Annotated in this window: 24 protein-coding genes and 3 pseudogenes; 8 read left to right on the forward strand and 19 right to left on the reverse strand. The window is 61.1% G+C overall.

Going from position 1 to position 24,303, the window contains the following annotated elements; genetic code table 11:
• From F1C58_RS03805 to F1C58_RS03855, 11 genes and pseudogenes are all read right to left on the reverse strand, one after another.
• A pseudogene (locus F1C58_RS03805) lies at nt 1-1,766 on the reverse strand (type IV secretory system conjugative DNA transfer family protein).
• Nucleotides 1,763-2,155, reverse strand: a complete 393-nt coding sequence (locus tag F1C58_RS03810) for a hypothetical protein (protein ID WP_185202731.1) — start codon at nt 2,153-2,155, stop codon at nt 1,763-1,765. The pseudogene F1C58_RS03805 and the gene F1C58_RS03810 overlap by 4 nt, the downstream one beginning before the upstream one ends.
• A 535-nt stretch (nt 2,156-2,690) precedes the next feature.
• A complete protein-coding gene (locus F1C58_RS03815; protein ID WP_185202733.1) occupies nt 2,691-2,942 on the reverse strand; it encodes a hypothetical protein in 252 nt (83 codons plus the stop codon).
• A gap of 866 nt (nt 2,943-3,808) precedes the next feature.
• Nucleotides 3,809-4,282, reverse strand: a complete 474-nt coding sequence (locus F1C58_RS03820; RefSeq protein WP_185202735.1) for a HEPN domain-containing protein — start codon at nt 4,280-4,282, stop codon at nt 3,809-3,811.
• On the reverse strand, nt 4,279-4,872 hold the full coding sequence (locus F1C58_RS03825; RefSeq protein ID WP_185202737.1) for a winged helix-turn-helix domain-containing protein: 594 nt from the start codon (nt 4,870-4,872) through the stop codon (nt 4,279-4,281). Before F1C58_RS03825 ends, F1C58_RS03820 begins: the two co-directional genes overlap by 4 nt.
• A gap of 341 nt (nt 4,873-5,213) precedes the next feature.
• A protein-coding gene (locus F1C58_RS03830; RefSeq protein WP_185200817.1) for an IS3 family transposase occupies nt 5,214-6,358 on the reverse strand; the annotation gives its coding sequence in 2 pieces (ribosomal slippage) (nt 5,214-6,079 and nt 6,079-6,358; 1,146 coding nt in all).
• A 43-nt stretch (nt 6,359-6,401) separates the two neighbouring features.
• The gene (locus F1C58_RS03835) at nt 6,402-6,596 is read right to left on the reverse strand and encodes a recombinase family protein (protein ID WP_185202739.1); all 195 of its coding nucleotides are present in this window, start codon (nt 6,594-6,596) and stop codon (nt 6,402-6,404) included.
• A 244-nt stretch (nt 6,597-6,840) separates the two neighbouring features.
• Nucleotides 6,841-7,440 carry a hypothetical protein gene (locus tag F1C58_RS03840; protein WP_185202741.1) on the reverse strand — a complete coding sequence of 200 codons (600 nt, stop codon included), beginning with the start codon at nt 7,438-7,440 and terminating at the stop codon, nt 6,841-6,843.
• Nucleotides 7,440-8,714 carry a hypothetical protein gene (locus tag F1C58_RS03845; protein ID WP_185202743.1) on the reverse strand — a complete coding sequence of 425 codons (1,275 nt, stop codon included), beginning with the start codon at nt 8,712-8,714 and terminating at the stop codon, nt 7,440-7,442. Before F1C58_RS03845 ends, F1C58_RS03840 begins: the two co-directional genes overlap by 1 nt.
• On the reverse strand, nt 8,711-9,316 hold the full coding sequence (locus F1C58_RS03850; protein ID WP_370543684.1) for an ATP-binding cassette domain-containing protein: 606 nt from the start codon (nt 9,314-9,316) through the stop codon (nt 8,711-8,713). Before F1C58_RS03850 ends, F1C58_RS03845 begins: the two co-directional genes overlap by 4 nt.
• A gap of 149 nt (nt 9,317-9,465) precedes the next feature.
• Nucleotides 9,466-9,876, reverse strand: a complete 411-nt coding sequence (locus F1C58_RS03855; RefSeq protein ID WP_185204220.1) for a hypothetical protein — start codon at nt 9,874-9,876, stop codon at nt 9,466-9,468.
• A gap of 314 nt (nt 9,877-10,190) precedes the next feature.
• On the opposite strand from F1C58_RS03855, the pseudogene F1C58_RS03860 reads away from it, so the two are divergent.
• A pseudogene (locus F1C58_RS03860) lies at nt 10,191-10,643 on the forward strand (recombinase family protein); the annotation flags it as partial.
• Between the two features lie 1,189 nt (nt 10,644-11,832).
• Here F1C58_RS03860 and F1C58_RS03865 read toward each other — a convergent pair.
• From F1C58_RS03865 to F1C58_RS03875, 3 genes are read right to left on the reverse strand one after another with little or no spacing between them, the layout of a single operon-like run.
• Nucleotides 11,833-12,945 (reverse strand): ABC transporter permease, encoded by a 1,113-nt coding sequence (locus tag F1C58_RS03865; protein WP_185202746.1) that lies wholly within the window; start codon nt 12,943-12,945, stop codon nt 11,833-11,835.
• On the reverse strand, nt 12,942-13,580 hold the full coding sequence (locus F1C58_RS03870) for an ABC transporter ATP-binding protein (RefSeq protein WP_370543685.1): 639 nt from the start codon (nt 13,578-13,580) through the stop codon (nt 12,942-12,944). The genes F1C58_RS03865 and F1C58_RS03870 overlap by 4 nt, the downstream gene beginning before the upstream one ends.
• Nucleotides 13,580-14,707, reverse strand: coding sequence for a peptidoglycan-binding protein (locus F1C58_RS03875; protein WP_185202748.1), 1,128 nt, complete (start codon nt 14,705-14,707; stop codon nt 13,580-13,582). The genes F1C58_RS03870 and F1C58_RS03875 overlap by 1 nt, the downstream gene beginning before the upstream one ends.
• A 440-nt stretch (nt 14,708-15,147) precedes the next feature.
• Between F1C58_RS03875 and F1C58_RS03880 the strand changes: the two genes are divergently transcribed.
• The 5 genes from F1C58_RS03880 to F1C58_RS03900 all read left to right on the forward strand — a co-directional run bounded on the left by F1C58_RS03880 (nt 15,148) and on the right by F1C58_RS03900 (nt 17,028).
• On the forward strand, nt 15,148-15,681 hold the full coding sequence (locus tag F1C58_RS03880; RefSeq protein WP_185202749.1) for an LPD29 domain-containing protein: 534 nt from the start codon (nt 15,148-15,150) through the stop codon (nt 15,679-15,681).
• Between the two features lie 11 nt (nt 15,682-15,692).
• The gene (locus F1C58_RS03885; RefSeq protein ID WP_185204221.1) at nt 15,693-16,016 is read left to right on the forward strand and encodes a hypothetical protein; all 324 of its coding nucleotides are present in this window, start codon (nt 15,693-15,695) and stop codon (nt 16,014-16,016) included.
• 78 nt (nt 16,017-16,094) lie between these two features.
• Nucleotides 16,095-16,304 carry a type II toxin-antitoxin system HicA family toxin gene (locus F1C58_RS03890; RefSeq protein ID WP_185202751.1) on the forward strand — a complete coding sequence of 70 codons (210 nt, stop codon included), beginning with the start codon at nt 16,095-16,097 and terminating at the stop codon, nt 16,302-16,304.
• 13 nt (nt 16,305-16,317) lie between these two features.
• Nucleotides 16,318-16,776: a hypothetical protein gene (locus F1C58_RS03895; protein WP_185202753.1), complete on the forward strand. Its 459-nt coding sequence runs from the start codon at nt 16,318-16,320 to the stop codon at nt 16,774-16,776.
• 3 nt (nt 16,777-16,779) lie between these two features.
• Entirely contained in the window at nt 16,780-17,028 is a 249-nt protein-coding gene (locus F1C58_RS03900) for a hypothetical protein (RefSeq protein ID WP_185202755.1), read from the forward strand.
• A 251-nt stretch (nt 17,029-17,279) separates the two neighbouring features.
• Here the strand turns inward: F1C58_RS03900 and F1C58_RS03905 are convergent, their stop codons facing one another.
• Nucleotides 17,280-17,642: a hypothetical protein gene (locus F1C58_RS03905; RefSeq protein ID WP_185202757.1), complete on the reverse strand. Its 363-nt coding sequence runs from the start codon at nt 17,640-17,642 to the stop codon at nt 17,280-17,282.
• 300 nt (nt 17,643-17,942) lie between these two features.
• On the opposite strand from F1C58_RS03905, the gene F1C58_RS03910 reads away from it, so the two are divergent.
• Nucleotides 17,943-18,395, forward strand: coding sequence for a relaxase domain-containing protein (locus tag F1C58_RS03910; RefSeq protein WP_185203981.1), 453 nt, complete (start codon nt 17,943-17,945; stop codon nt 18,393-18,395).
• A 28-nt stretch (nt 18,396-18,423) separates the two neighbouring features.
• On the opposite strand, the gene F1C58_RS03915 is transcribed toward F1C58_RS03910, so the two are convergent.
• The 3 genes from F1C58_RS03915 to F1C58_RS03925 all read right to left on the reverse strand — a co-directional run bounded on the left by F1C58_RS03915 (nt 18,424) and on the right by F1C58_RS03925 (nt 21,789).
• Nucleotides 18,424-19,688 (reverse strand): IS3 family transposase gene (locus F1C58_RS03915; RefSeq protein ID WP_255461251.1). Its coding sequence is split into 2 segments (ribosomal slippage): nt 18,424-19,385 and nt 19,385-19,688, totalling 1,266 coding nucleotides; the frame shifts between segments, so codons are not numbered across the junction.
• Between the two features lie 244 nt (nt 19,689-19,932).
• Nucleotides 19,933-20,415 carry a hypothetical protein gene (locus F1C58_RS03920; protein ID WP_185202759.1) on the reverse strand — a complete coding sequence of 161 codons (483 nt, stop codon included), beginning with the start codon at nt 20,413-20,415 and terminating at the stop codon, nt 19,933-19,935.
• A gap of 135 nt (nt 20,416-20,550) precedes the next feature.
• On the reverse strand, nt 20,551-21,789 hold the full coding sequence (locus tag F1C58_RS03925; RefSeq protein ID WP_185202761.1) for an IS256 family transposase: 1,239 nt from the start codon (nt 21,787-21,789) through the stop codon (nt 20,551-20,553).
• 416 nt (nt 21,790-22,205) lie between these two features.
• Between F1C58_RS03925 and F1C58_RS03930 the strand changes: the two are divergent.
• Nucleotides 22,206-22,814 (forward strand): annotated as a pseudogene (locus F1C58_RS03930) (transposase); the annotation flags it as partial.
• An 84-nt stretch (nt 22,815-22,898) separates the two neighbouring features.
• On the opposite strand, the gene F1C58_RS03935 reads toward F1C58_RS03930, so the two are convergent.
• Complete coding sequence (locus F1C58_RS03935) at nt 22,899-24,182, reverse strand: IS256 family transposase (protein WP_185201281.1); 1,284 nt, start codon at nt 24,180-24,182, stop codon at nt 22,899-22,901.
• Between the last annotated feature and the right edge of the window lie 121 nt (nt 24,183-24,303).

Raw genomic sequence — 24,303 nt, forward strand, 5'->3', positions numbered from 1 at the left:
TCAGGGTGTTCGGAGTTGCTCTTCGAGGTTGGACCGTTCGGTCTGAAGTTGACGGGCATCCCGCCGGGCGGTCCAGGGGCGGAGGTCGGTGATGATGGGGCGTGCCGTCCGCAGCATGGTCACGCTGATTCCGAACGGCAAGGTTCGCAGCACGTTGGGTGGCATGACCGGGACACGGCGCAGGGAGCGCTGGGAGGAGTAGCCGCCGTACTGGTCGGTTGAGACGGAGCTGGTTTGTTCATCGCGGTCGCCGATGAGGGTGGAGAGGTCTTGGAGGTCGCGGCTGTTGGAGGCGCCGCCGAGAATGATTTTGACGATCGAGGCGTCCCAGATGGCGTTTGCGTTGTTGTCGCCCCATTTCTCCCGCGCCTGCGCCAACGACTGCAGGACGGGCATGGTGGTAATTCCGGTGCCGCCTCCTTCTGCCATCAATGTGGGCAGGGAGGGGAGGGGAGGGGTGCGAGGTTTCCGATCTCATCCAGTGCCATCAGGAGCGGTGGGTCGAGGCGGGCGCCGGGGGAGCGGGCGGCAAGCTTCCGCGCCGTTTCGACTAGGTCTTCGATGAACGCTGCGACGAGGCCAGCGGATGCGCCGGCTCCGGCCCCTGTGGCGAGCAGGTAGAGGGTGCCGCGGCGGGTGAGGAAGTCGGCTGGGTCGAATTCTTTACCGTCATCGGGGGTGACGGCGGCCAGGACGCGGGGGTCGGCGAGAGCCTGGAAGGCAAGTCCGACGCCTTGCCAGATCGAGTCTCGGGTTCTCGGGTCGGATTGGATCATCGAGTCCAGGGAGTCCGCCCACCCGTATGCCGCACCGGGGTCGGTTTGCAGGATCCGCACCGCGTCCCCCGCTGCTGCGGGGCTGAGCGCCCACTGGTAGACGGTGCGGGCGTCCCGACCGTCGAGGGCGGCCGCGTGCAGCAGCGATTGGATGGCTGCCCGGGTTTTGCCTTCCCAGAACGACCCATTCTCGACCTGGTTACCACCCAGCCCGGTGCCGGCGGCGAGTCCGGTCGCTCGGATCATCGCGGTCAACGGGTCCTGGCATCCCCGCACCGGGGACCACCGCAATCCGACCGGCAGTCCCGGGGCAAGTTGCTGCGGATCGAACACCGCAACCGGTCCGAGTCGTTGGCGGGCGGTGAGGGTGGCGGTGAGGTTGTCGGGTCTGGTGCTGGTGCTGATCACCGCGCCGGGCGCGTCGAGGATCGCGTTGATGACGATGTGCAACCCTTTTCCGCTGCGTGGCGGCCCGATCAGAAGGATGGAATCCTCAACGGTCGCCCACACCTGTTGACCGCGCGCGGTCCCCAGAAGGTAGCCGACATCCTTTGCGGTCGGCTGCGCCACCGACGGCCGAACTGTTGGTGCCAATTTGACGAGCTGCCCGGCCGAGGCGAGCCGGCGTATTTCCGCTGTGGTGGCCGTGCCTTCCAGCTTCCGTGGATCAGTCTTGCTGCGATTAGTGCGGACCTTCGCAACCACCCACACCGTCGGGACGATGACGACGGTGAAGATCACGGTGACGAGTGCCCAATACAGGACCCAGTTCAACCCGTGAACACCAAGAGGGATCCCGGGCTTGAGGGGATGGGCAAACACCCCTAGGCCGGAACCTGTCCCTCCGGTCGGGGCCGGCAGCCCGGTCAGCAATGCCGTGGCCGTGCCAGCACCCCGCAGGATGAGAGCGAATGCGACACCTCCGCCGAGGGCACCTAACCCGAGGTTCAACAGCTGGTCGTTGACGGGTCGACCCTGCTGTCCGCTCACCAGGTGCCCCCGCGGACCAGAGTGCCAGAGCTCGTCCCGAACAGGATCACATCGGTTGTCCCAGGGATCTGCTCGAGCATGACATTAAGGTGTCCGTCTGTTGCTGCTCGGCGCTCCCCGAGAATTACGGCGATGGCGACGTTCTCGCCCGGCAGGAATCCTTCACCAATCATTTCCTGCACATCGACGGCACGGTCGCCTTCGCGCACCTCAAGGCGAATCGGATCTCCGTGCTGTTCAGCGATGCAGCCGACCAACTCGCGGATCAGGTTCCGCCCGAGCGGACCAGCCAGGAACAAATCACCATCGAGGGTTGAGTGGACCGTGCCATCCTTCCTGATGGTGAGGACGATGTGGGGGACTGACTGGTGGGCCCAAAACTGTTGCACTGTGCTCCCGGGTTGCGAAAAGGCGGTCGTATGTTTCTCGAAGGAGCGCGGTGTTCCCCGAGACCGCTCGCGATCCGCCTCACTCCAGGCGCAGGAAGACCAAGTCGGTCGCGGGACCGAAGATGTGGGGACCCTCATATCGCCGGAAAGCCGCGACTGGGCTGAACGGCTCTCACCCCACGCTGCCCGGCACCGAACGTTCCGAACTTTCGCTTAGTTGTAGCGGGGCTGGCGTTGGCGTTTCGGACCGCCGAGCGCGGGATGGTTAGTGCCGCCAGCGCACGACGCCGTGCCTCCGCCTCCAGGCTCGCGTAGGGCTGTGTGCCTCGCTGGGTGCGCGCGACGGAGTCCAATCGGACCTCCTCCCGCAGTCGGGCACCCTCGTCCGTTGCAAGCATTTGGTTTGTCAGTGCAGCGATTCGGGTAGGTAGCCTCGCGTCCGCTCGGATTTGGGCTGCGAGTTCCGAAGCCCAGAAAGCGTCCGAGGTGAGGGACGCCGCCGCCCGCACCTCCGCCTGCTTTTGGAGAAGCGCTCTCACCTCGGCTGGGCTGTGTCGTCGGGAGAAGAAGGCGCTGGCTGCTGCCGCGTTCGCTTCACGCTCCTTGATGGTGGCACGATGCGGAGGACGCGGCGGGAGACCCAGCTGTCGTCGGCGGCGTTCACGTCGGCGGCGTTCGTTCTGCTCCTGGTTGAGCTTGTCGCGAACTTCCGGATCAGCGCGGCGAACCCTTTGTCCTGCGTTTCGAACGTCGCTGCGTGCCGCCTGGTATTCGCGTTCGCGTTCACGCTGCACAGGATCCTTCCGACGTCGCAGGTTCTGTTCGCGGGCCGCTCGCTTTCGCTCCTCGGAGTTGCGCTGGTAGTAATTGCGCTGCAGTTCCCGCAGTCGCTCCGGGTGCTGTTCACTCCATGCCTCCCGCTTAGCGCGCGCCCGCTCAGGATTGGCTGCGGCCCAATCCCTCGCACGCTGCCGATTCTTGGTTTGCCACGTTTCCTCCGCCTTGAGACGTTCCCGCCGGCGTTGCTCGTAGTCGCGCCTATCTTGACGGACCTTCTCCGGGTTAGCAGCCTGATATTCAGCACGCCGTTCCCTCTCCCTCTGCCGATAGTGCTTGATCAGCTCCGGGTTTGCCGCCCGCCAACGCTGTTGCCACCCCCGTGCCTTCGCGCGCGCCTGCGTGCGTTCCCGCTCGCCCGTCATGACCAGGCCACGGCAACCCGCCGAGTAGCAACGCCGCCGGACGACCGGGTGAGCCGCTCTGCGGTGGTGTTCGGCCAGATGCGCATGCCTCACAGGTGCGCGCGGACCACCGCGACTCGTTGGCTCAGCGGTACGGGACGGCCGGGGCGATCTATTTAGGCAATCAAGGACTTATGGAAGTCTCCACGCGTCGAAGTTCTCCGTTCGGTTTTAAGGGGTAATGTGCCATTTCCCTTGCCGCTACAGGTTCCTCAGCGTCCTGGCGTCCGATGACTAGCCGTCACTGTGGATGACGGTTAGTCGGTGGCATCGACGCATGATCGGCCGTGTGAACCGGAGACTCCATGAGGCTCGTTGCGCTGCGTAGCGGTGCTGCGGATGGGTCGGGTCGTCTTGTCCTGCCTGGGATGCCGGGTCATACGCCACATGTGCGCCGACGAGCCGGCGGTGGTCAGTAGACGGGAAGCTGGTCGATCAGCCGTTCGCTCATCGCGAGCATCGTCCGCGCCTGGGCCTGCGCACGGCGGGCGTCGTCATCGGTCGCCACCGGCTGGTCGAGCGAGGGATACTCGGTCGTGTTGCGCAGGCGCCGCATCGAGGCGAAAGGCCGGATGGTCTCGATCATGACGCCGGTGCCGAACTGTGCCAGCACGGCGTCGTAGACGGCGATATGGCCGCCGGACGACGTCGGGCGCAAGCCCTGCATCAGCAGCAGGGAAGCCAAGGCCTTCCGGGCCGCATCGTAGGCGAGCTGGAACGAGCCGATCGGGTCGCGCTCGACGTTCGCCTCGGACACGTCGAGATGCGCGCGCGACTGGTCGAGATACGAGTGCGCGAGCTCGGCGTTCGCCGGCACGCGTTGCAGCCGGTTGTCGGCGAGCAGTCCATCGATGAGAGCCCGGCCCTGCTCCCAGCGAAGGATCATGGCTTGTCCGCCTCGATTGGGATCGCGATCAGGGGCCGCTCATGCAGGTGCCGCAGGAACAGGTCTTCCCGTCTCTGCCACGCCCGGCGGGTGACGACGCGCGGATTCACCTCCCGGCCGAGCGCCTTCCGGGCGACCTCGGCGGCATCATCCAGCGCGGTGGCATCGACAGCGTCGCCGATAACGAGCACGTCGATATCCTCCGGATTCGGCCCCGACTCGCCGGACAGCCGCGCCGCCCAGGAGCCGTAGACGTAGGCCTCCTCCACTCCCGGCACCGCTGCCAGCAGGGGTCCGAGGACGGCGAGCGGACCGTAGGCGTAGCGGACGATCTCCGACACCGGCCGGTACAGCGGGTGTAGCTCGTTGACCCGTATGTAACGGTTGCGGCCCGAGGCGCGGGCGAGCAGAAATCCGGCATCGACCATCCGGCTCAGCTCCCGGGAGGCATTTGGCAGGGTCGTGTCGGCCCGGCGGGCCAGCTCAGTCGCCGTGCGCTCCTCGTCGGGGTGCAGGTAGAGTTCCGCTAGAAGCCGGCCCTGCGTGTCAGACCGCAGGAGCGGGGCGAGCACCGGCACCAAAGGTTTCACAAAACTTACGTTATCTTGCGCTTATTGCAACTGTCAAATTTTCCTGCGGTGAAGGTGAAACGCCCACGAACGCACATCGCAGGTCTTCAGCGACATCAAAGCGTTCGATGGCGAACTCTCGGACCAGCTCATCCAGGCCATCGAGTGCGCTCCACGAACCCGCCACCAAAGACCTCGACATCCGAGAGCGACATCCCCTGCGGCCAGTACCCGGACGTTCCGCGAACTTCGACATCCGCGTAGCCCGTACTGGCTCAGGACGTTCAAGTTCCCGCGAAAACCCTCAAAAATCCGGCGAACGGGACTGCCCCGAGTTCAGTTGACTCGGTGGGTTAGTGGTTTCACGCGGCGTTGAGGGCCATGTTTATTGTCTCAAACTCGATCGGGGTGAGTTTGCCGAGGCGGCGTTGCCGACGCTTGCGATGGTAGGTTCGCTCGATCCAGACCACGATCGCGAGGCGTAGCTCTTCCCTCGTGGCCCATCGTTGCCGGTCGAGGACGTTCTTTTGCAGGAGGGCGAAGAAGGACTCCATCGCGGCGTTGTCGCCGCATGCGCCGACGCGGCCCATCGACCCGGTGATGGCGTTGTTCTTCAACACCCGCACGAAGGCGTTGGAGCGGAATTGAGAGCCGCGGTCGGAGTGCAGAATCGTGCCGGCGATGTCGCGTTGCCCGATTGCGTTGCGGGCCGCAGCGACCGCCAGGGATGCTTTCATTCGGGAGTCGATGGAGTAGCCGACGATCTTGTTCGACCACACGTCCTTGATCGCGCAGAGGTAGATTTTGCCTTCGTCGGTGCGATGCTCGGTGATGTCCGTCAACCACAGCTGGTTAGGGCGTGTCGCGGTGAAGTTCCGCTGGACATGGTCGTCATGCACGGGCGGGCCGGCTTTGCCCCTCAGGCCGCGTTTCTTCGCGAACACGGACCAGAGCCGCTGCTGGGAGCAGAGCCGCCAAACCCGGTTCTCGCCCGCCTTCAGGCCAGCCTGGTTGAGTTCGTCGCTGATGAACCGGTAGCCGAACGCGGGGTCGTCCCGGTGGGCGTCCCACGCCGCGTTGGTCAGGTGAGCGTCGTCCCAATCACGTTGCGAGACGGGGTTTCGGAGCCACTGATAGAAGGCTTGTTTGGAGAAGCGCAATACCCGGCAGGTCACCGTGACGGGGACTCCGTCGACGGCCAGTTCGCGGACCAGCGGGTACATCATTTTGGGTTGACATCCCGGGAGAGGTAGGCGACGGCGCGGCGCATTACCTCGGCTTCCTGCTCCAGCAGCCGGATCCGTTTCCGCGCCTCCCGCAGCTCAGCCGACTCCTTCTCCGTCACGCCAGGCTTCACCCCCTCTTCGACGTCGGCTTTCTTCAGCCAGTACGCCAGACACGACTCCGAAATTCCGAAGTCCTTCGCGATCTGGTTCAGCGGGGCTTCGTGCTTGCGAGCGACCGCGACAACATCGCGGCGGAACTCGGGCGGGTAGGGCTTGGGCATGGTGACATCCTTCCAGCGGAGACGAATCTCCACAGGTCAAGAGTCAACCAAACCGGGGGCAGTCCCGATCGCCTGCCCGGTTCGCTGATAGCAGCGCCTTTTCAAGCCCGGGGCGGGAGGCAAGCTTGCCCGACGCGGAATCTACGAACACGACCTCACACCCTGCCGCCGAGAGCGCGTCACGCTGCCCGTCAACATGCTGATCCCGTGTCGATACCCGCCCATAACCCACCCGCATAACTGAACCGTATCAGAGACAGGGGAAAGCGTGACATAGGCGGATACACGACAACCGTTACACCGCTGCCCTCGCAGCGACGCGGCTGACGACGCGAAGGCGGGAGTGTCTCGCGAACGATCGTTACCGGCCACCTGCGCATCCGCATGTGGCAGACGGACGACGAGAGCGGCACGAACGTCCAGATTGAAGTGCTCCTCAGTCCGACCCCCCGCGCGAGTCATAGCCCAGCCGAAGGTCAGCGCTATTTCGCCAGCCGCGCCTCCCGGAAGAAAGCGGTGTAGCCCACCATCCCCATGAACCAGAGTGCGATCGCCACGGTCCAGGATGCGGCTGAGTTGGTGTCGAACATTACGAAGCCCCAAAATTGTCCGCCAAGATCCGGTCGCGGAAATACGACGACCGGCAGTAGCACGAAGACGATTGGCACGATGCCGGCGATCCGTCGATCGAGGATCATCGTTGACAGAAGACCTACGCCGATGAGGCCAATCTCTGCACGGACCGGGGCGAAGATGCCCAGTGACCCCGGGGCGCCTATCCGGAGTGACTCGAGCGCGCTGAGGCCGATCATGAGTGAGCTCAACGTCAATGCGGTGATGCATCGCAGTATCCAGATTCGGCGCGCAGATGTGGCCTCGATGCCTGCTCCGCTTGTGCCCAGGCCGTAAAGGCAGAAGGCCACGGGCAGGAACTGGAAGATGACCAGTAAAGGAATTTCCGAGACGTCGTTTCCGTGGGTGATCACGATCGCCGGAGTCGCAAATGCGCCAAGAAGTAAGTCGATGATCACGACGGCGAGGATTGTCCACCCGAAGGTGCGGCTCCGTAGATAGCTCAGCACTACTGGAAGTCTGTGTTGGAGAGAGTGCAGCTCGTATACTCGCGCGCGTGTTTTGCGAACCACTCACGGCCCTCGGCGGGCGACAAGTTGAAGAGGTAGTTGATGTTGTCCCTAGTTTGGGCGATGCCGATGGTTGTCCCTTGTTGGCTACGGACGTCCTGCAGCCAGAAGTTGACCGCGATATCGTTGCTGATCCCTTGCTGGGTGGAGTCGCTTTTGGTGGAACAGATGTCGATGTCGGTTAGCGCGCTTTGAATTGAATCTTCCGCTGGGTCTGTCGAGGACGGGTTGAGGTAGAGGCGGCCGAATCTCGGCGCGGCGTCACCATGGTTGTCGGGAACTTGTTCGAGGTGATCGAACGCCAGGGGGCTTTTGCTGGTGATCGCCGCCAGGCGGCTCCATCGTCTGAGCAGGTCTTGGCTGATGGGTTTGTACTGGGGAAGTATCTTGACGGTAAGGAGAGGCTTTCCACCGGTTATTGTGATTTCGCCGGCTTGGCTCATTGGCTCTTGCACGCTGTAGCGAGCTTGCTGTCCGGCCACGATGCCGAGTCCGAGCGCTAAGACGGCCACACTCAGCGCTGCTCCGCATGTGGCGAAAAGACGGTTATCGCGAGATGCGAGGGTGATTCCTGTGACAAGAAGAGCTGGCGCAGCAATCGCCACGAGAGCCTGACCGAGAAACATCGCGGTGTTCGGCAGGTTGTAGTCGATCGAGACGTAGCCGTCCAGAGGATTCAGGCCCGGTAGGAAGAATTGGTCTACGCGAACGGCGCTCAGCGCGTAGGCGACCACGCCGAGGGTTGCAGCGATCGGCACTGCCACCCAGTGACGGATCACGGCGGCAAGAACTGAGCCAAGGGCGGAAAAGCCCGCAACAACGGCTAATGCAACGAGCCAGAGGACGGGCGTCGGGGCTCCTGCGCCACCAGCCAAGACTGTGCGAATGGACTCCGCCACGAGCACAACCACGAAGATTGCGACCGCCCACAGTAGATCGGCGATCATCTGAGGTCGAAAGACATCAGACCAGTGTCTCGCGGCGGTCATGAGCAGTGGGGCACCGCGATGCCGGCGCTCCCGTAATCCGTCCCACGCTGAAGCGCCCGCGACAAAGGGGGCAAGGATACTCGCCGAGGCGAACAATGCTCCTGCTGCATCGGGCCAGTAGCCGAGTCGAGGAAAGGAACCATAAATCGCGACCAGCGATCCGAGGATCGCCAGGACCGGCGCGCCGATGACAAACAGAGAGCGGCGGAGGTGGAGCGAAATCACAGGTCGGCCCCCGACCCGTTTTTCAAGACCTCGGTGTAAGCGCGCTCCAAGGGGGTGTCTCCGACGCTTCCTTCGCGGGCCCGGAGCTCGAGGTCATCGACGGATCCATTGAAGGCCAGTCGGCCAAGGCTGAGCACGATGACGTGGTTTGAAGCTGCGCGGACATCTTCGATGAGATGAGTGCTGGTGATGACGCCACGAACTGTTCCCAGATCGCGAATGAGCTGGCGAAAGTTGATCCGCTGCTCGGGGTCTAGGCCGGCTGTTGGTTCATCGAGAAGTAGCAGCTCGGGGCTGTTGACGATCGCTTGTGCGATGCCAGCGCGGCGGCGCATTCCGCCAGATAGGCGACCCAGGCGAACGTCGCGTTGTTCTGTCAGGCCGACGGCGGCGATGGCTTCGTTGATCGCGTTAGCCGGATTTGAGACGCGTTTGAGCCAGGCGACGTACGACACGAACTCGTGAACGGTGAACGACGGTGTGAAGTCAAAATCCTGCGGGAGGTACCCGATGCGGCGTCGCACTTCCAGGAGGCTGGACGTGTCGTGGAGGTCGTGACCCAGCACCGACAGTTGGCCGGCGTAGCGACGTTGCAAGGTCACGAGCGACCTGAAGAGAGTGGACTTGCCGGACCCGTTGGGCCCGACAACGGAGGTCACTCCGTCGCCGAACCCAACGGAAAGGTTGTCGATGGCTGGGGTCTTCTTTCCCCGATAGGCCACCGATAACCCTGTCGCCGATACGTGTTGGATCAAGTGTGGCAGGAGCTCAGGTTGCCTGAGTTGCCGGTGGTCTTGTATTCCTGGCCGTAGAACTGCGCCTGGCCGAAGAACTTCTGCGACGCGTAACCCGGCTGCGTGTCGCATCCCGTCGCGGACGTTGACCAACTCGTGGCGGTCTTCGAAGCGGTCTGCGAACGCAGAACCGTCGGGTTCGTGACACCGAAGCTCTTGTGGACCTCGTACACGAACGCGAAGGTCTTCGCCGTAAGGCACGACCCCGAACCGGACCCGGTGATGTTCACGCCCGACAGGTGCGGGACACCCGGATATACATCGCAGCCATCGGGCTGGCCGGCGAACGCAGCGCTGGCGCCTCCGACGACGCCTCCAAGCGCAAGTGTGGCGGTGATTAGCACCGTCGCTAACTTCCTTTTCAACATCTGACACCCCTTGTCTTAGTGAGAGAAATTCTCTCACTCACATCATTGCGGGTATGACGAATCATCACAGTCCGCTCTTGTGGGGACCTATGAAAAACCTGGATCAGCGCGCCTCTGCCGAAAACGGTGTTAAAAGCCCTGTCGGTAGTAGAAGGTTTGGGCAAAGCTGATTTCGGGCGAATTATTGGACAGTAGTTTAAGCATCTTGTGAACAGCAATTCCGATAAACCTGTCGACCCGTCCTCAAACGATCGTTACTCGACACCACAAATCCTTAGCGTCGGATTTTCTCCGAATTCACGAGCTGCCCCACCATCAGCGGCGCCAAAGCCTCCCGGCCAGGCTTGGATCAAGCCCTCGAGCATCTCCGCGACGGCGACACACTCGTCGTCTGGAAACTCGACCGCCTGGGCCGTTCCGTGAAGAACCTGATCGCGTTCACCGACCAGCTCGAGCACGCCGGGATCGGGTTCCGATCGCTCACTGACCAGATCGACACCACGACCCCAGCCGGGCGGTTCTTCTTCCACGTCATGGCCTCCCTCGCGCAGATGGAACGAGAACTCACCATCGAACGCACCCGCGCGGGGCTGGAAGCCGCCCGGAAGAACGGACGCCCTCCCGGTCGCAAACGCCTCATGACCGACCGGAAGATTGCCGCCGCGAGGCAGCTGCTTGCCCGAGGCACTTCCGCCGCCGATGTGGCCCACAACGTCGGCGTTTCGATCCCGACTCTTTACCGGTGGATTCCCGCTACCGACCGCTAAATCGGAACACCGCCCCAACTGCGCTATTCAGGCCCACAGCATCGGCTTAGCGTGTTATTTATTCCGTTTCGTGAGCTGACCCCGGAACCAGCGTCCAACAAACCGAAACGGACCCTAGTTGAACACGCGGATAGGGTCATGCTTTACGCCTGATTGGGGTATACCCCAGATGGATGGTATGGCGTTACTTTATTCCGGCAGAGAACCAGAGGGGATCTGGACATGTCTTTGTCGCCTTCGCTGCCTTTGCTTGACTGTCCACTTGCCCGCCCAGCTGGGACCAAGCCCCCCACGCCTCCGCGGTACCGTAGTGATCCGAGTAGACCTGTTCGCTCGGCGGCGGCTTTAGTGCGTAATGCAGCCGGGTCAGGCACTTGTAGGCCTCCACCTCGAGGTGGTACATCTGAACGATCTGACCAGGCGACAACGGCGGGGTCTTTCCACTCATAAATGGATCGAACTTATCAACACACTGAGTGATGGCCGCCTGCGTTGCTGTGAGCTGATCAGCCGTAAAAGACGGATGCTTCAAACCCCCGTCTGGCAACGCGGTAAACCCGGGGTATCCCGCTTCGCTCAAACAATCGGCCGTCTTTTGCGCCGCATCATAAAGCGAGGTTTGGTCTAAGGCTCTATAAGCGGTAGCCCATTTGGAGTCGATGCCTGGGGCTTGTGAACAGCCGGCTGTGGTGAGTGCAACTCCCAACAGAGCGACCGATGCCAGAACCCTAATTTTTAACATTGACCTATTCAACTTAAATTAATTTGCTACTAAGAGTAGACAGCTCAGTCTACACTGACCCATACTAGGCATTTTATTGGAAGAAATGATGGGAAAAAAAGGGATGTTGAAAAGGAAGAATATAGCCCTCATCGCTGGGACCCTTGCGCTCGCGGCAGCAATCGGTGGGACAGCTCCAGCCTTCGCGGCGACTACGGGGAACTCATATGGGACTTGTGGAACAACGCGAATCTTAGTGACGCACGGGACCTTTGGAAGCGGTACTAATAACCTCTACGCGAGCCCGTATTCCGATCGATCCGCCGGAACAGGAGTGAGCTATGGGAGCGGAACGCACTATTTGGTGACCCCGTACCATGCAGGTTATTACTGGTTCAGTTACCCCACCTCCATTTCGAACACTGGACACACCTGCGAAACATAGGAACGTAAAAGGAATTGCGGGTGCTACGGCACCCGCAATTCTTTTAACGGGTCTCTCCGCGCCGCTATGAACGCCGGCGCCAGCGAGCCAATAATCCCGGTGGCTAAGGCCAGGATTCCTATTGCCGCAATAAAATCGAACGTCGGTAGTGGATCCTTGGTCGCAACCAGCGCGCTGATAGCAAAACTGCTGCCTACGATGATCCCCACCGAGCTAAGTAGCGCAGTCTGTATGAGCAAGAGCAAAACAATAAGACTCCGGGTGGCTCCGAGTGCCCTTCTTCTGCCAAAATCCTTCCGCCTTAACATGACGAACCCATATTGGACTATGGCGACGAGGAACCCAGTTATGACCAAGACGGCTGAAACGAGGTTTCGGCCGAACCCCCCAAGTTGTGATTGCACGATATTTCTCAGAGCGGCGAGGCCAGCGCTTGTTGAGATATGAATTTTTGCCGGTGCCGCTCCCTCGATCAGCGGGCGAATCGCTGACTCGACGGCGCCGACGCTGCCAGGCCGGGACGCCACCACTACTAGGACGCTAATTTCTTGTCCGCTCTCGACATTATTCAAATCACGCGGAACAAATGCGAGTGGTTCCAAAAATTTGAGAAACGACGGAACTGCAACGCTGTTGACCACGCTGAAGCTGCTTCCCGTTTCGGTTTCTACCCCACCCGTTTTTTCGGACATTCCGAGTTGCGTTAGTGCTTCTGAGGAGGCAAACGCACTTCCGGGTAGGGCCAGGGATCCTCGGGGTAGGAGACGTTGCCAGTCATCGCCCCACGCAAGTCGCGTCGGCACCTTAGTCCCCCCGCGGATCGAGACATTCGACGCGTCATTCGCAGGGCCAACTGCCCCGAACCAGTCGATTCCCTCCAGTCGAGCAATGTCGCCAAGTACTCGGGGACTAATTCCAGCCCCAGGGTCCGCTCGCACAAGGATCGTCTTTGTACCGGCCGAATCGAGCGTGCCAATCACCGCATTTTCGGCGCCGGCCGCCTTTCCGGCAGTGAGAAGAATAGTGCTACACATCGCGGCGATAATCACAATCGTCACGAAGGACATGGCTGCCTGGCTTCGAACAACCAGGAGCGCTTCGTAGACGATCGCGATACTTCGTCGATAAAGACTCATATTTCAATTCTCCGATCGCACTGTGCCACGAGGTTCGGATCATGAGTCGCGACGATAACCGTTGAACCCGAATTGGCCTGGCCTCGAAAGGCTTCCATCACGACGGCAGAAGAAACAGCGTCGAGATTCCCAGTGGGCTCATCGGCGAGGATGATTTTCGGATCGTTCAGGAGCGCCCTACATAGAGCGATCCGCTGCGCCTGGCCCCCGGACACCTGACCGGGTTTGTGGCTTGCGCGCAATGCGACTCCGAATTGTTCCATCAGTTCCAGCGCACGAACTTTTGAACGTGACAGGGACTCTTGTCGGTACATCGATGATTCGATCACGTTGTCCAGCACAGTACGCGTAGGGTCCAACGCTGCGTCCTGAAATACGAAGCCAAACAGAAATGCTCGCAACCGCGCACGCTCCGCATCTTTCAGCTCGCTGGCTGCTCGACCATCCACCAACACGACCCCCGACCGGGGTTTTATCATCAGTCCGAGAATGTACAAGAGCGTGGATTTTCCTCTGCCAGACGGACCAGTTATTGCGATAATTTCTCCTGCGAAAAAATCCCCATTCCAATCGCTCAGAACGCTCGACCCTTGCCCGTACCCAAATTCCAGCCCACGCACGCTAACCAATGACACTATTTTGTACGATCCGTTGTCGCTGGCACTCTCACTCTTAGACCTTCTGGTGGTCCTGAAATCGCAGACATGCCTCCCGCCGTGGCGAGAAGCTTTGCTGAGTGACGAACCCCATCGTCGCTAACAACAAAGACTTTGCCCGCCGCGTCGGACGTGAGGGCAGACGTTGGCACCACAAGTCCTTCGACGGTCTTTGTAGTGATTACTTTCGAAGGAAGTAGCGTCCGACCCACCGTGGGGACTTGATCGCATTGATCCAAGCAAATGCTGCTGTTCCCTTCGCCGCCTAGGATCAGAGTTACACCTCCGTCGGCGTCGACTGTTTGTTCTCCGACGATCGCTTTCCACGATGCGGCGCCACTCGAAATTTCCACTTGCGTTCCCTTCGGAATTAGCGAGGACTGTTCCGCGGAAACTGCCAACGAAAAGGCGGGCGTCGAGGAAAGCGCGGCAACTACTTGCTCACCCCCTGAAAGCTGAGCGCCACGAAACACTTTCGTTGGATCGAGCGTAATTCGTGCGGGTAGTGATGGAACGTATATAACGTCGCCCGGACGGACAATGCCATCCACTGCCACCCCAAGCGACTTCTGCCAGACTTTCACGGCCGACAAGGTCGTGCGATCGAAGATGCCCTTGGGGGAGCCCGCGTAAGTTCCCAGGGTGGCCAGAAAGCGTTGAAGCTGTGCGACGTCTTCTCCTCTTGCACCGAGCGTTAGTGGTTCGAACGCGGGTATCTCTCCTTGAGCTAGCACAGTAGGTCGGAGGTTGACGGTGTATAAAGTTGCGCCGGTCGAGAGGGTTTGTCCTGGCTCAGCGCTGACGGTTGTCACCGTTCCGCCGGCGAGATTCGTGCCGACGTTCGTAGAACTCCATTGGGCGGCAACGTTGAGCGCAATGCTGAATCCCACTTCGCCGCGAGTTACCCGTGCTAAAGCATATTTCTCCGTGGCAATCGGATTCTTTAACGGCGTTAAAACCCGAGCGCTTGCCCAACCAATCGATGCGCCGGCGCCCAGCAAGACAATAACTATTCCGGCCGCCATTAGGAATCGTTTTCGACGAGGCGGATCAAACTTCCCTGAACCCTCCGGCTGAAGGTCTGTCCGCTTCTGACTTGGCTTCATGCGTCAATCATCCCCGATTTGCGGTCGCGCGAGTTGAGCACTCGTGCAGTGGCAGCCCGGAGGTGGTCAGGCGCGATCGCTGCTTTTGTGGTCAAGCTCTCGGGCGTCCGGTTTTCGCAGCTCTGCCGGCATGGGCCCACCATGAGGCGCGGATGACCCGCCAGCACATCACCGGGTAGAGCTAAGAGGCAGAAGCTGAGCGCTCTCTGTCCGCTCCGCGGTGCTGTCTTTTGAGCAACTGTGTTGCTTTTCGTCTGGGGGATTATTCACTGCGGGATCCCGGCGTCAAGCCGTCGTCACAGTTTCGGCAACAAGTGACTCCTCCGCTGCGCTCCTCCGCAACTTCTTGCCTGCCAACCGTTCCTTGGGGCGTGACCCCGGTACCCCTTTCGTGAGGGCGGAAGAACCGCCGAAAGGCAAAAAAATTGGAGGAGAGAGAAATGACCGATTACATCAGTACCAAGGACACCGCCAAGTTGGTTCGCGGGGCATTGAAGAGCGCATTTCCTGGTGTGAAGTTCAGCGTGCGGATGAGCTCCGGCACCGCGTCCGCGTGGATGCGTGTCCAATGGGATGACGGCCCCACAACTCGCGAAGTTGACGCGATCACTACCCGTTTTGAGGGTCGGAAGTTCAACAGCATGACCGACGGTTACGACGACGCCGGAACCGTGCTCGTCGCCGGTCAGGGGGATCAGATGCCCCGCGAGATCCGGTACTCGTGCGACGGGATCAACACTCAACGCGACTACACCGCCGCCGGGTACGCAGCTGCACAAAAGATCATCAGCACCGACAGCGACCACAAAGACCTCGTGCTCTTCACCGCCGAGGGCGAGAAGGTCGCCGGGGCAGTGTTACCCGCCTCGATCTACGCAAACGGGCATTACCACGACTACATTTACAGCCCCGAAAGTATTGCTCAGGCGATCCTCCATCACGTGAATCTTTGCACCGTACGGGCGAGCAAGTGAGGGGCGTGACGATGACAACTGAACGTGACCGGGCCGCTGACCTCGCTACTGATCCGGCGACCGTTGCCCGCCACATCGAGACGTGCGCCCGGAGGATTCGTTTCCGTCTCCGGATCCTCAGCGGTCACGGCTTCACGGTTGGGCATGGTCGCAACCCGCTGGGGCCGGAATGGTACGCCGAACAACACGCCGCACTGGATGACTTCGCCGCGCAACGCACCTACTGGGAAAGCATCAGGGACCAGCAAGCCGCAGAGGCCCACCCGGCGCCAGAGGGGGAGTACATCGTGCCGGTGGATCCGATGGACGATTTACAGTGCGACAGCTGCCAGTAGTCAGGTGCACACAAATACCCCCTATTGTTTGCTAGGGGGGTATTGCATTGCACCGCTAGGGGGGAGTAGCATAGAGTTGTGACCAAGCCGCAGAAGTACCGCGATGTGACGAAGTTTCTCCGCTCGAAGGGCTGGGATTTCAAGCGACAGACGGGAAGCCATGAAGTGTGGGGGCCAGCAGACGGTAGCCAAAGCTTCTCGCTTGTTGAGCACCACGGCGAGGTTTCGACAGGTGTTGTCAGGCAGCTACAGCGGCTGTTCTCGGACACTCCGAGCAAATGGAATTGAGAGGATCACGGGCATGAGCGAATTCACCCCCCGCGCCCTAGAGGCGATCGCCTATCGCGACGGCGGCAAGTGGTGGACCATCGAAATTCCCGAACTCGACACCCCCGGCCCAGAAGGCAAAACCAACCGTGCGATCGGCGGCGCTGTTTCGTTGCGAGAACTCGAAACGGCAGCCCGCGACCTTGCCGCCGTATGGCTCGACGTGGACGTTAACGACGTAGCGGTAACCGTTCGAATTGTTATTCCGGCCGAGGTGCAAAAGCTTTGGGACGACGGCAGCGCCGCCGAGATAACGGCGCGCGAATCCGTGCAGCAAGCGGCACTCTTGCGCCGGGATGCCGTGCGCGCTCTGCGCAATGACGGGTACACCTTCGACGCCGCAGCGGCAGCGCTCGGGGTCTCCCGTCAGCGTGTGCAGCAACTAGCCAACATCGACCCCGCCGCCCTGGCCAAAGAACGCACCAACGTCTAACCCGTGCGCACCAGCGAGCAAGAACGCTTCTGGGCGCACGTCGTAAAAGGGCCCGCCCAAGAGGATTGTTGGATATGGACCGGCGCTATAGCTGATGACGGCTACGGCAGGTTTTGGATCAAAGACGGCGACGGTCAGAAGGTCGTTCGCCCGCAGCGGTTCGCGTACCAGCTCGCGACCGGCCTGCAGCTGCCCGAGTACGTTCTGCTGATGCACTCGTGCGACGTGCCGATATGCGTGCACGCCGTGTAAGATCCGGCAGAGACTTATTTGGTGGAGGGCACCCACCGCACCAATATGCTCGACCGGGCCCAAAAAAACCGCCACGCTAACCGATGGTCAACACTCGGTTCCAACGGCCTGGCACGGGCAGAACGAGCGCAACGCTCACGTGACTTACGAGATGTAATCCTGACCCATGGTTGGAGTCCCGAACGCATGAGCGCCGCCCTGGCTGGTGGAAACACACCCCCGGCTGTTCTAACCGACTCGAAACCTAACGGCTACAACTTGACCGCGACGTTTTCGCTGACCGCTGCTGTCACCGGAGCGGCGCGTTTTACGTCTCGTGTTGTGATGCCGAGACGATCCGCAACCTCTGTGCGCGGCGCACCGAGTTCGAGCATGGCTACGATCACGGCGTCAGCTTTTGCTCGTGCGTCCGCGCTGAGCTGTAGGCCGCGTTCGCGTGCGGCAGCTATCTCCTTTTCAACTGTGGCTTCTATGCCCTCGATTGAGTCGGAAGCAACAAAGTAATCAACGGCGAGCTGTTCGAGCTGATCCTGCTTCTCACGGTACTCCGCCGCTTTTTCACGTGCGCGCTGCCGTGCCGCGGTCTGCTTACCGGACTTGCGAAGTTCAGCCATACCCATGCCCCCTATTTGCGTGGTGACAAGTATGCACCGACACTCACCCGATGGAACACGCGAGGTTGGGAAGATCCACCGGCGAGTGGCGGGTCCGCCGGATCGAGACTGGCTCGGCTGTTGGTTCTCGACCGCCGTTCACTGCACTGCCCTCATTCTTCGGTCCGCTCCGTTCACCCCCCCGGTCTCACACCACAGCCGCGGTCACTTCCGTTCCTGGCCTCCCTCACTCCTCATTCTTCGTCACTCAATCTGTCACACCTCTGGCATTAGTGATGATCGAGGTAAGCTGACCGCGTGATGACCTTGCATATCCTCTCCGCGGGAGACGGGTATGCGTACTACACCAGCGAGACTGAGACAGGGGATGTGAAGCGCGAAGCCGGTCGCGAGCTGGGCGACTATTACACCGATGACGGCAACCCGCCCGGTGTGTGGGTTGGGTCCGGTATCAACGCTTTAGGCGTCTCGGGGATGGTCACTGAAACCCAGATGAAGGCACTGTTTGGTGAGGGCTTACACCCCAACGCGGAACAGATGATCGCCGCAGCTCAGGATGCCGGGATGAGCGCAGACCGGGCATTAGAGTCCGCAAAGCTCGGCCGCAGCTACTACGCATACAGCCAGGGCACGACCGTGTTGCGGGAGAAGATCGAGACCGGTTACGGGGATTTCACCCGGATAAACCACCGCGAACCTAACGCCGACGAGCGCCGCCTAATCCGGGTGCGTGAGGGCGCGCAGGCGTTCTGAACCGCTCTGAGTTTGATGGAGACTCGCGCTATTTGATTTCGACCTCCTGCTGGTGGTCGACTTGTTCAGCATAGAACGCTGTCTCGAATTCGGCGGGAGGGATGTCACCGAGGTAGCCGTGGAGGCGTTGCGTGTTGTGCCAGTGCACCCAGCCGAGGGTGGCGAGTTCGAGGTCTTCGACTGTTTTCCAGGGGCCTGGGCGTGCGGGCCCGCGGACGAGTTCGGTCTTGTAGTAACCGTTCACCGTCTCAGCCAGGGCATTGTCATACGAGTCCCCGACGGTCCCGATTGATGGTGTCGCGCCGATCTCGGCAAGGCGTTCCCCGTAGCGAATGGACGTAAATTGACTGCCTGCGTCGCTGTGGCAACGTAGGTCCTCATGGTGGGTGCCGCGGCCCCAGCGAGCCATCTCGATCGCGTCCAGGACCATCTCGGTGCGCATGTGACTGGCGCACCTCCAGCCGACGATCATCCGGGAGAAAACGTCGATGATGAAGCAGACATACGCGACTCCGGCCCAGGTCGGCACGAACGTCAAATCGGTGACCCAGAGCCTGTTCGGGCCGGGCGCGCTGAACTCACGGTGGACGAGATCCGGGTGACGGGACGCGGCAGGATCAGCCCTCGTTGTCTTGACCCGTTTTGACCGAGTTGCGCCCTCGATGCCAGCGGCGTGCATCAGCCGGCCCGTCTGATCGCGACCGATGTCGATACCGGCCCGACGTGCAGCCTTCCAGAGCTTGCGGACCCCATAGACGCGGTAATTGTTCTCCCAAATCGTCACCAACTCCGGAGTCACGACGGCGTCGCGGACAGCTCGCGCCGATGGGGCGCGATTCTTTGCGGCGTAATAGGTGCTCGGAGCCACCTGCAACAGTGCACAGATGGGCTCGACTCCGAGCGGGCGACCTTCGACGACATCGTCCTTGTTGGCGTCGATGAACGTGACTACCTCCGGTGCTGGCGGTCGAGCTCCGCCCCGAAGAAAGACGCGGCCCGCTTGAGTATCTCGTTGGCCCGCCGAAGTTCCCGATTCTCCTGCTCGAGCTCTCGAACCCGCCGCGCCTCGCCCGTCGTCACACCCGCTATGCGACCCTCATCGACGTCGGCCTGCTTGACCCACATCCGCACCGACTCGACCCCGTAACCGAGCTGCAACGCGACGCGTTGAACAGTCCCGTGCTCAGTCCCCAACTCTGCTCGCAACGTCCGCACCATCCTGACCGCTGAGGCCTTCTCCTCCGGCGAATACCGACGTGTCGTCGGCTTCCCCGCTGATCGTTCTTTCGACATGAACCCATCCTCGTTTCCAAGGTCAGGAGTCTCCAAGAAACCCAGAGCGGTTCAGTGTGATCGCGTGCACACGATCTGGCTTACACCGCCCGCTCGGGGATCCTGGACGCGGCCACAGCGGAATCTCCTGAACCCCTTGACGAGTCGTCTCGTCAAGCTCAGCGAGGCTCGCTTGGGGGTATTCGGGGCTAGACACGTAGCCCGGACGAGTACTGCATTTTTGAACGAGTAGCTCGCGCTTGCCTTAGAGCTTCGACGCTCGTCGAGACTGCACGAACAGTCCAGCGGCGGAGATGACAATGGTGAGTAGCCCGATCGAAATTAGCAACTTCGACTCGACAAGACCCTCCCTCGTCATAGTTCGCATGAGAGGAAGCGCCCCGTCCGCAACAATGTAGGTGAGATTTACGGCTATGGGATAGCCAAACGAAATCGAAAGTGCGCAAAGCGCGGCGCCAATCCATAGCAGCCACCGGTTTCGGCCCCTGACCCCGAGATAGATAGCGCTAAGTGAGCCCAGCATGAAAGGGCCGACAAAGGGGGCAGCGAGGGCGGCGGGGATGAAGAGCAGCAGCGAAGCGAAGGCGACCCTGCCGTAAAGGCCACGAGTGACTTGCTGCCACGGATCCTTGCGATAGATAAGCAGCATCACATAGCAGAGAACGCTTGCAAGGGCCGGGATGGCAAAGAATGCCACCGGATTGCGGTAGTGACCGACCGCGGCCATCGCGATTAGCGAGGCGCCAAGCCAATTCCCATAAGAGCATGTAACCGTGCGCCACGGTATGACGCGACGAGGCGGCCCCACTGCGGTCAAGTCCTTTTGCGTGGTGTATCTGAATCGGTGTGATCTTTCGGTTGGTTATGCGCTGAGGGCGTGGAGTTCTGGGGCCACCTCCTCGGGTTGGTTGGTGCCTACGGCCTGGGATTTGGTGAGTGCGTCGAGGCCGAGGTAGCGGCGGGACTCGGCCCATTCGTCGTGTTGTTCGGCTAGGACAGCGCCGACGAGGCGGATGATCGCGTCACGGTTGGGGAAGATCCCCACAACGTCGGTGCGGCGGCGGATCTCCCGGTTCAGGCGCTCGTTCGGGTTGTTCGACCAGATCTGTCGCCAGAGCTCCTTGGGGAACACAGTGAAGGCGAGGATGTCGGCGCGGGCGGCGTCGAGGTGGGCGAACGCTTTCGGCAGTTTGTGTTCCAACGCGTCGAGGATTCGGTCGAATTGGGCGTGGACCGAGCCAGCGTCGGGTTGGTCGTAAACGGAGTGCAGCAGTGTTTTCACCCATGGCCAAGAGCTCTTCGGGACGGTGCTCATCAGGTTTGCGGCGTAATGGGTTCGGCACCGTTGCCAGGACGCTCCGGGCAGTGTTGCCGCGGTCGCAGCGACAAGGCCGGCGTGGGCGTCGGAGGTAACCAGCTTCACCCCGGTGAGGCCTCTGGCGGTCAGATCGCGGAAGAACGCCAGCCACCCGGCCCCATCCTCCGTGGAGGCAACCTGCAGGCCCAGGATCTCGCGGTGCCCGTCGCCGTTGACGCCGGTGGCGGCCAGCACCGCAACGTTCACGACCCGGCCGCCTTCACGGACTTTCATCGTCAGAGCGTCGCAGGCAACGAACGTGTAAGGGCCAGCATTCAGAGGTCGACTGCGGAACTCGGCAACGTGTTCGTCGAGGTCGCGGGCCATCACCGAGACCTGAGATTTCGATAACGAGGTGATGCCGAGGGAGTCGACAAGTTTCTCCATCCGCCTCGTTGAAACACCGAGCAGGTAGCAGGTCGCCACCACTGTTGTCAGTGCCCGTTCTGCACGACGGCGCCGTTCGAGCAACCAGTCGGGGAAGTAGGTGCCCTGCCGCAGCTTCGGAATCTGAACATCGATCGTGCCGGCGCGGGTGTCGAAATCACGGTGTCGGTAGCCGTTTCGCCGGTTAGTGCGCTCCTCAGAGACAGTCCTGTAATCGGCCCCGCAGACCGCGTCCGCGTCAGCGGATAGCAGCGTGTTGATGAAGGTGGTGAGCATGTCCCGAAGTAAATCCGGGGATGCCTGTTCGAGGTGTTCGTGAAGAAAGCGGGCAGGGTCGATACTGGGTGCGACGGTCATCGTCGTAGTTCCTTTCGAGACGGATTTAGCGGTTCTCTCGAAGGATCACGCGGTGACCGTCGCCGTCTGTGACGACACGCTCACCGGGATCCGATACACCACGTTAAAGGACGCAACCCCCACTGCAATTTCTTGATTCGGGTCCTGTGGCACACTCACACCTAACGATTAGCGGGCTTGCGCTTTGCCGACCCTCCAAAAGGATGATTGACGGGTTTTAGGCGATTCCGTCGGCGCTTACCAAGGATTGATCGTCAAACGCCGATGACCTTATACCTTCACAGCCTAAGCCGCCAAGTCCCAGATTGTGGGGCGTTTACAGAACGTTCTGTGTATGCCAAGCTCTGGCTCAGATCTTCGTTATTCGAGATCTTTCAATGAGGAAGGGCTTTCGAAATCTCATGAAACTAAAATTGATCGCCACCATCTCCAACGATGCCTGGACGCCGATCGAGTACACGGACGCGATCTTCGACGACAGCACCAACACCTGGATCTCCAAGGCCGAGGTCGCCGAGATCCCGTCCACCGCGTTCACCTCGCGAGCAAAGAAAGACCACGTCGCCGGGCGCCTCGTGGTGCGGCGGATCCCGGAACTGAACAAGAAGGACCTCGCCCACCCGACCCTGTTCGACACACACCGGTTCCACGCCTTGTTCACCACCACCGACCTCGACACGGTGACCGCAGACCAGGTCCACCGCCGACACGCGATCATCGAGCAGGTCAACTCCGACCTCAAGGGTTCAGCGTTGGCGCACCTACCCTCCGGGAAATTCACCGCGAACGCCGCCTGGCTTGTCCTTGCCGTCATCGCGTTCAATCTCACCCGCTCAGCCGCAACCATCACCGGGCCTGCCCTGGCCAAAGCGACAACATCAACGATCCGCCGGAAACTTGTCACCGTCCCGGCGAGGATCACATCCTCCGGCCGCCGCATCCGACTGCACCTACCCAACGCATGGCCCTGGGAAGCCGCCTGGAGAGCGCTCTTCGCTCACGCCCTGCCACCACCGCGAAGCTGATCAACCCGCCCACCCAGCCACCCCGGCGCGAGCAGAAACCAGCAGTGGGTCTGTCTCGTTAACGGTGTTTCCGGCGGTTTTCATTTAGTAGGTTTCCGCGGCCGGCCAGCGGTCTTGGAAGGTGATGGCGAACGCGTTCAGCGCGGGCTTCCAGCGCATCGTCCATCGGGCTCGTCCCGCGCCTGTCGGGTCGAGTGATCTGGTGACAAGATACAGGCACTTCAGCGCGGCCTGCTCGGTGGGGAAATGACCGCGTGCTCGCACCGCCCGCCGGTATCGGGCGTTCAGGGATTCGATCGCGTTGGTGCTGCAGATCACGCGGCGAATTTCTTCGTCGTAGTCCAGGAACGGGATGAACTCCTCCCACGCGGACTCCCACAATCTGGTGATGGCACCGTATCGTTTGCCCCATTTCTGGGTCAGCTCCTCGAGCGCCGTCCGCGCGGCCGTCGGGTTCGGTGCCGTATAGATCGGCTTCACATCCCGTTTGAGGGCGTCCCAGTCTTTCTTCGACGCGAGTTTGAAGGTGTTGCGGATCAGATGGATGATGCAGGTCTGCACCGTCGTCAACGGCCACACATTTGAGACAACATCTGGCAGGCCTTTCAGCCCGTCGCAGACGAGGAAGAAGGTGTCCGTCACGCCCCGGTTCTTGATGTCCGTCAGGACACTCATCCAGAACTTCGCCCCCTCACCCCCGGTTCCAGCCCACAAGCCCAGAACCTCCTTCTCACCCTCCAGGCTCACCCCGATCGCCGCATAGATGGGCCTGTTGGCTACTTGCCCGTCACGAATCTTCACCACGATGGCATCGATGAAGATCGCCGCGTAGACGCCGTCCAGCGGACGGTGAGACCATTCGTTCATCTCCTCCGACACCTTGTCGGTGATCCTGGAGATCGTCTCCTTCGATACCTGGGCGTCATAGATCTGCGCGAAGTGCGCACTGATCTCCCCGGTCGTTAACCCGTGGGCATACAGCGAGAGGACCATCTCGTCGACCCCGGTCAGGCGCCGTTGGCGTTTCCGCACAATGACGGGCTCAAAAGTTCCGTCCCGATCCCTCGGCACATCGATTTGGACATGCCCGGTCGCCTCGGTCAACACCGTCTTGGGTCTTGTTCCGTTGCGAACGTTCGAGGACTCACGTTCGGGCTCTGCCCGGTTCTTGTCGTGACCGAGGTGTTCGGTCATTTCCTCATTCAACGCCGTTTCCAGCACGGTCTTGGTGAATTGCTTCAGCAACCCGTCGGGCCCGGTCAGGGACAAGCCCTGCTCCCTCGCCAGACGCACCAGCTCGACCGCCGCAGCCTCCTCAGCAGACGGCTCAGATTTCTTCGATTTCACATCATCAAGTGTCGTCATCATCACGGCACCTTCCCCGCTGAAACTTCGTTCAGCGCGTCAGGCCGGAAACACCGTTTAATACACAGTCCCCCAGCAGTGGAACACCACGGGGTCTTGGTAGTAACGGAACAGGATTGAACGC

This window comes from Glaciihabitans sp. INWT7 (assembly GCF_014217685.1).
Lineage (GTDB): Bacteria > Actinomycetota > Actinomycetes > Actinomycetales > Microbacteriaceae > Lacisediminihabitans.

Coding starts and splice junctions, on each gene's coding strand:
- F1C58_RS03865 (WP_185202746.1), bottom strand. CDS start 12,945: ATGAGTCTTTATCGACGAAGTATCGCGATCGTCTACGAAGCGCTCCTG.
- F1C58_RS03855 (WP_185204220.1), bottom strand. CDS start 9,876: ATGTTGAAAAGGAAGTTAGCGACGGTGCTAATCACCGCCACACTTGCG.
- F1C58_RS03935 (WP_185201281.1), bottom strand. CDS start 24,182: ATGATGACGACACTTGATGATGTGAAATCGAAGAAATCTGAGCCGTCT.
- F1C58_RS03885 (WP_185204221.1), top strand. CDS start 15,693: ATGACAACTGAACGTGACCGGGCCGCTGACCTCGCTACTGATCCGGCG.
- F1C58_RS03835 (WP_185202739.1), bottom strand. CDS start 6,596: ATGCGGGTGGGTTATGGGCGGGTATCGACACGGGATCAGCATGTTGAC.
- F1C58_RS03875 (WP_185202748.1), bottom strand. CDS start 14,707: ATGAAGCCAAGTCAGAAGCGGACAGACCTTCAGCCGGAGGGTTCAGGG.
- F1C58_RS03910 (WP_185203981.1), top strand. CDS start 17,943: ATGACCTTGCATATCCTCTCCGCGGGAGACGGGTATGCGTACTACACC.
- F1C58_RS03920 (WP_185202759.1), bottom strand. CDS start 20,415: ATGGCCGCGGTCGGTCACTACCGCAATCCGGTGGCATTCTTTGCCATC.
- F1C58_RS03905 (WP_185202757.1), bottom strand. CDS start 17,642: ATGGCTGAACTTCGCAAGTCCGGTAAGCAGACCGCGGCACGGCAGCGC.
- F1C58_RS03925 (WP_185202761.1), bottom strand. CDS start 21,789: ATGACCGTCGCACCCAGTATCGACCCTGCCCGCTTTCTTCACGAACAC.
- F1C58_RS03880 (WP_185202749.1), top strand. CDS start 15,148: ATGACCGATTACATCAGTACCAAGGACACCGCCAAGTTGGTTCGCGGG.
- F1C58_RS03820 (WP_185202735.1), bottom strand. CDS start 4,282: ATGATCCTTCGCTGGGAGCAGGGCCGGGCTCTCATCGATGGACTGCTC.
- F1C58_RS03895 (WP_185202753.1), top strand. CDS start 16,318: ATGAGCGAATTCACCCCCCGCGCCCTAGAGGCGATCGCCTATCGCGAC.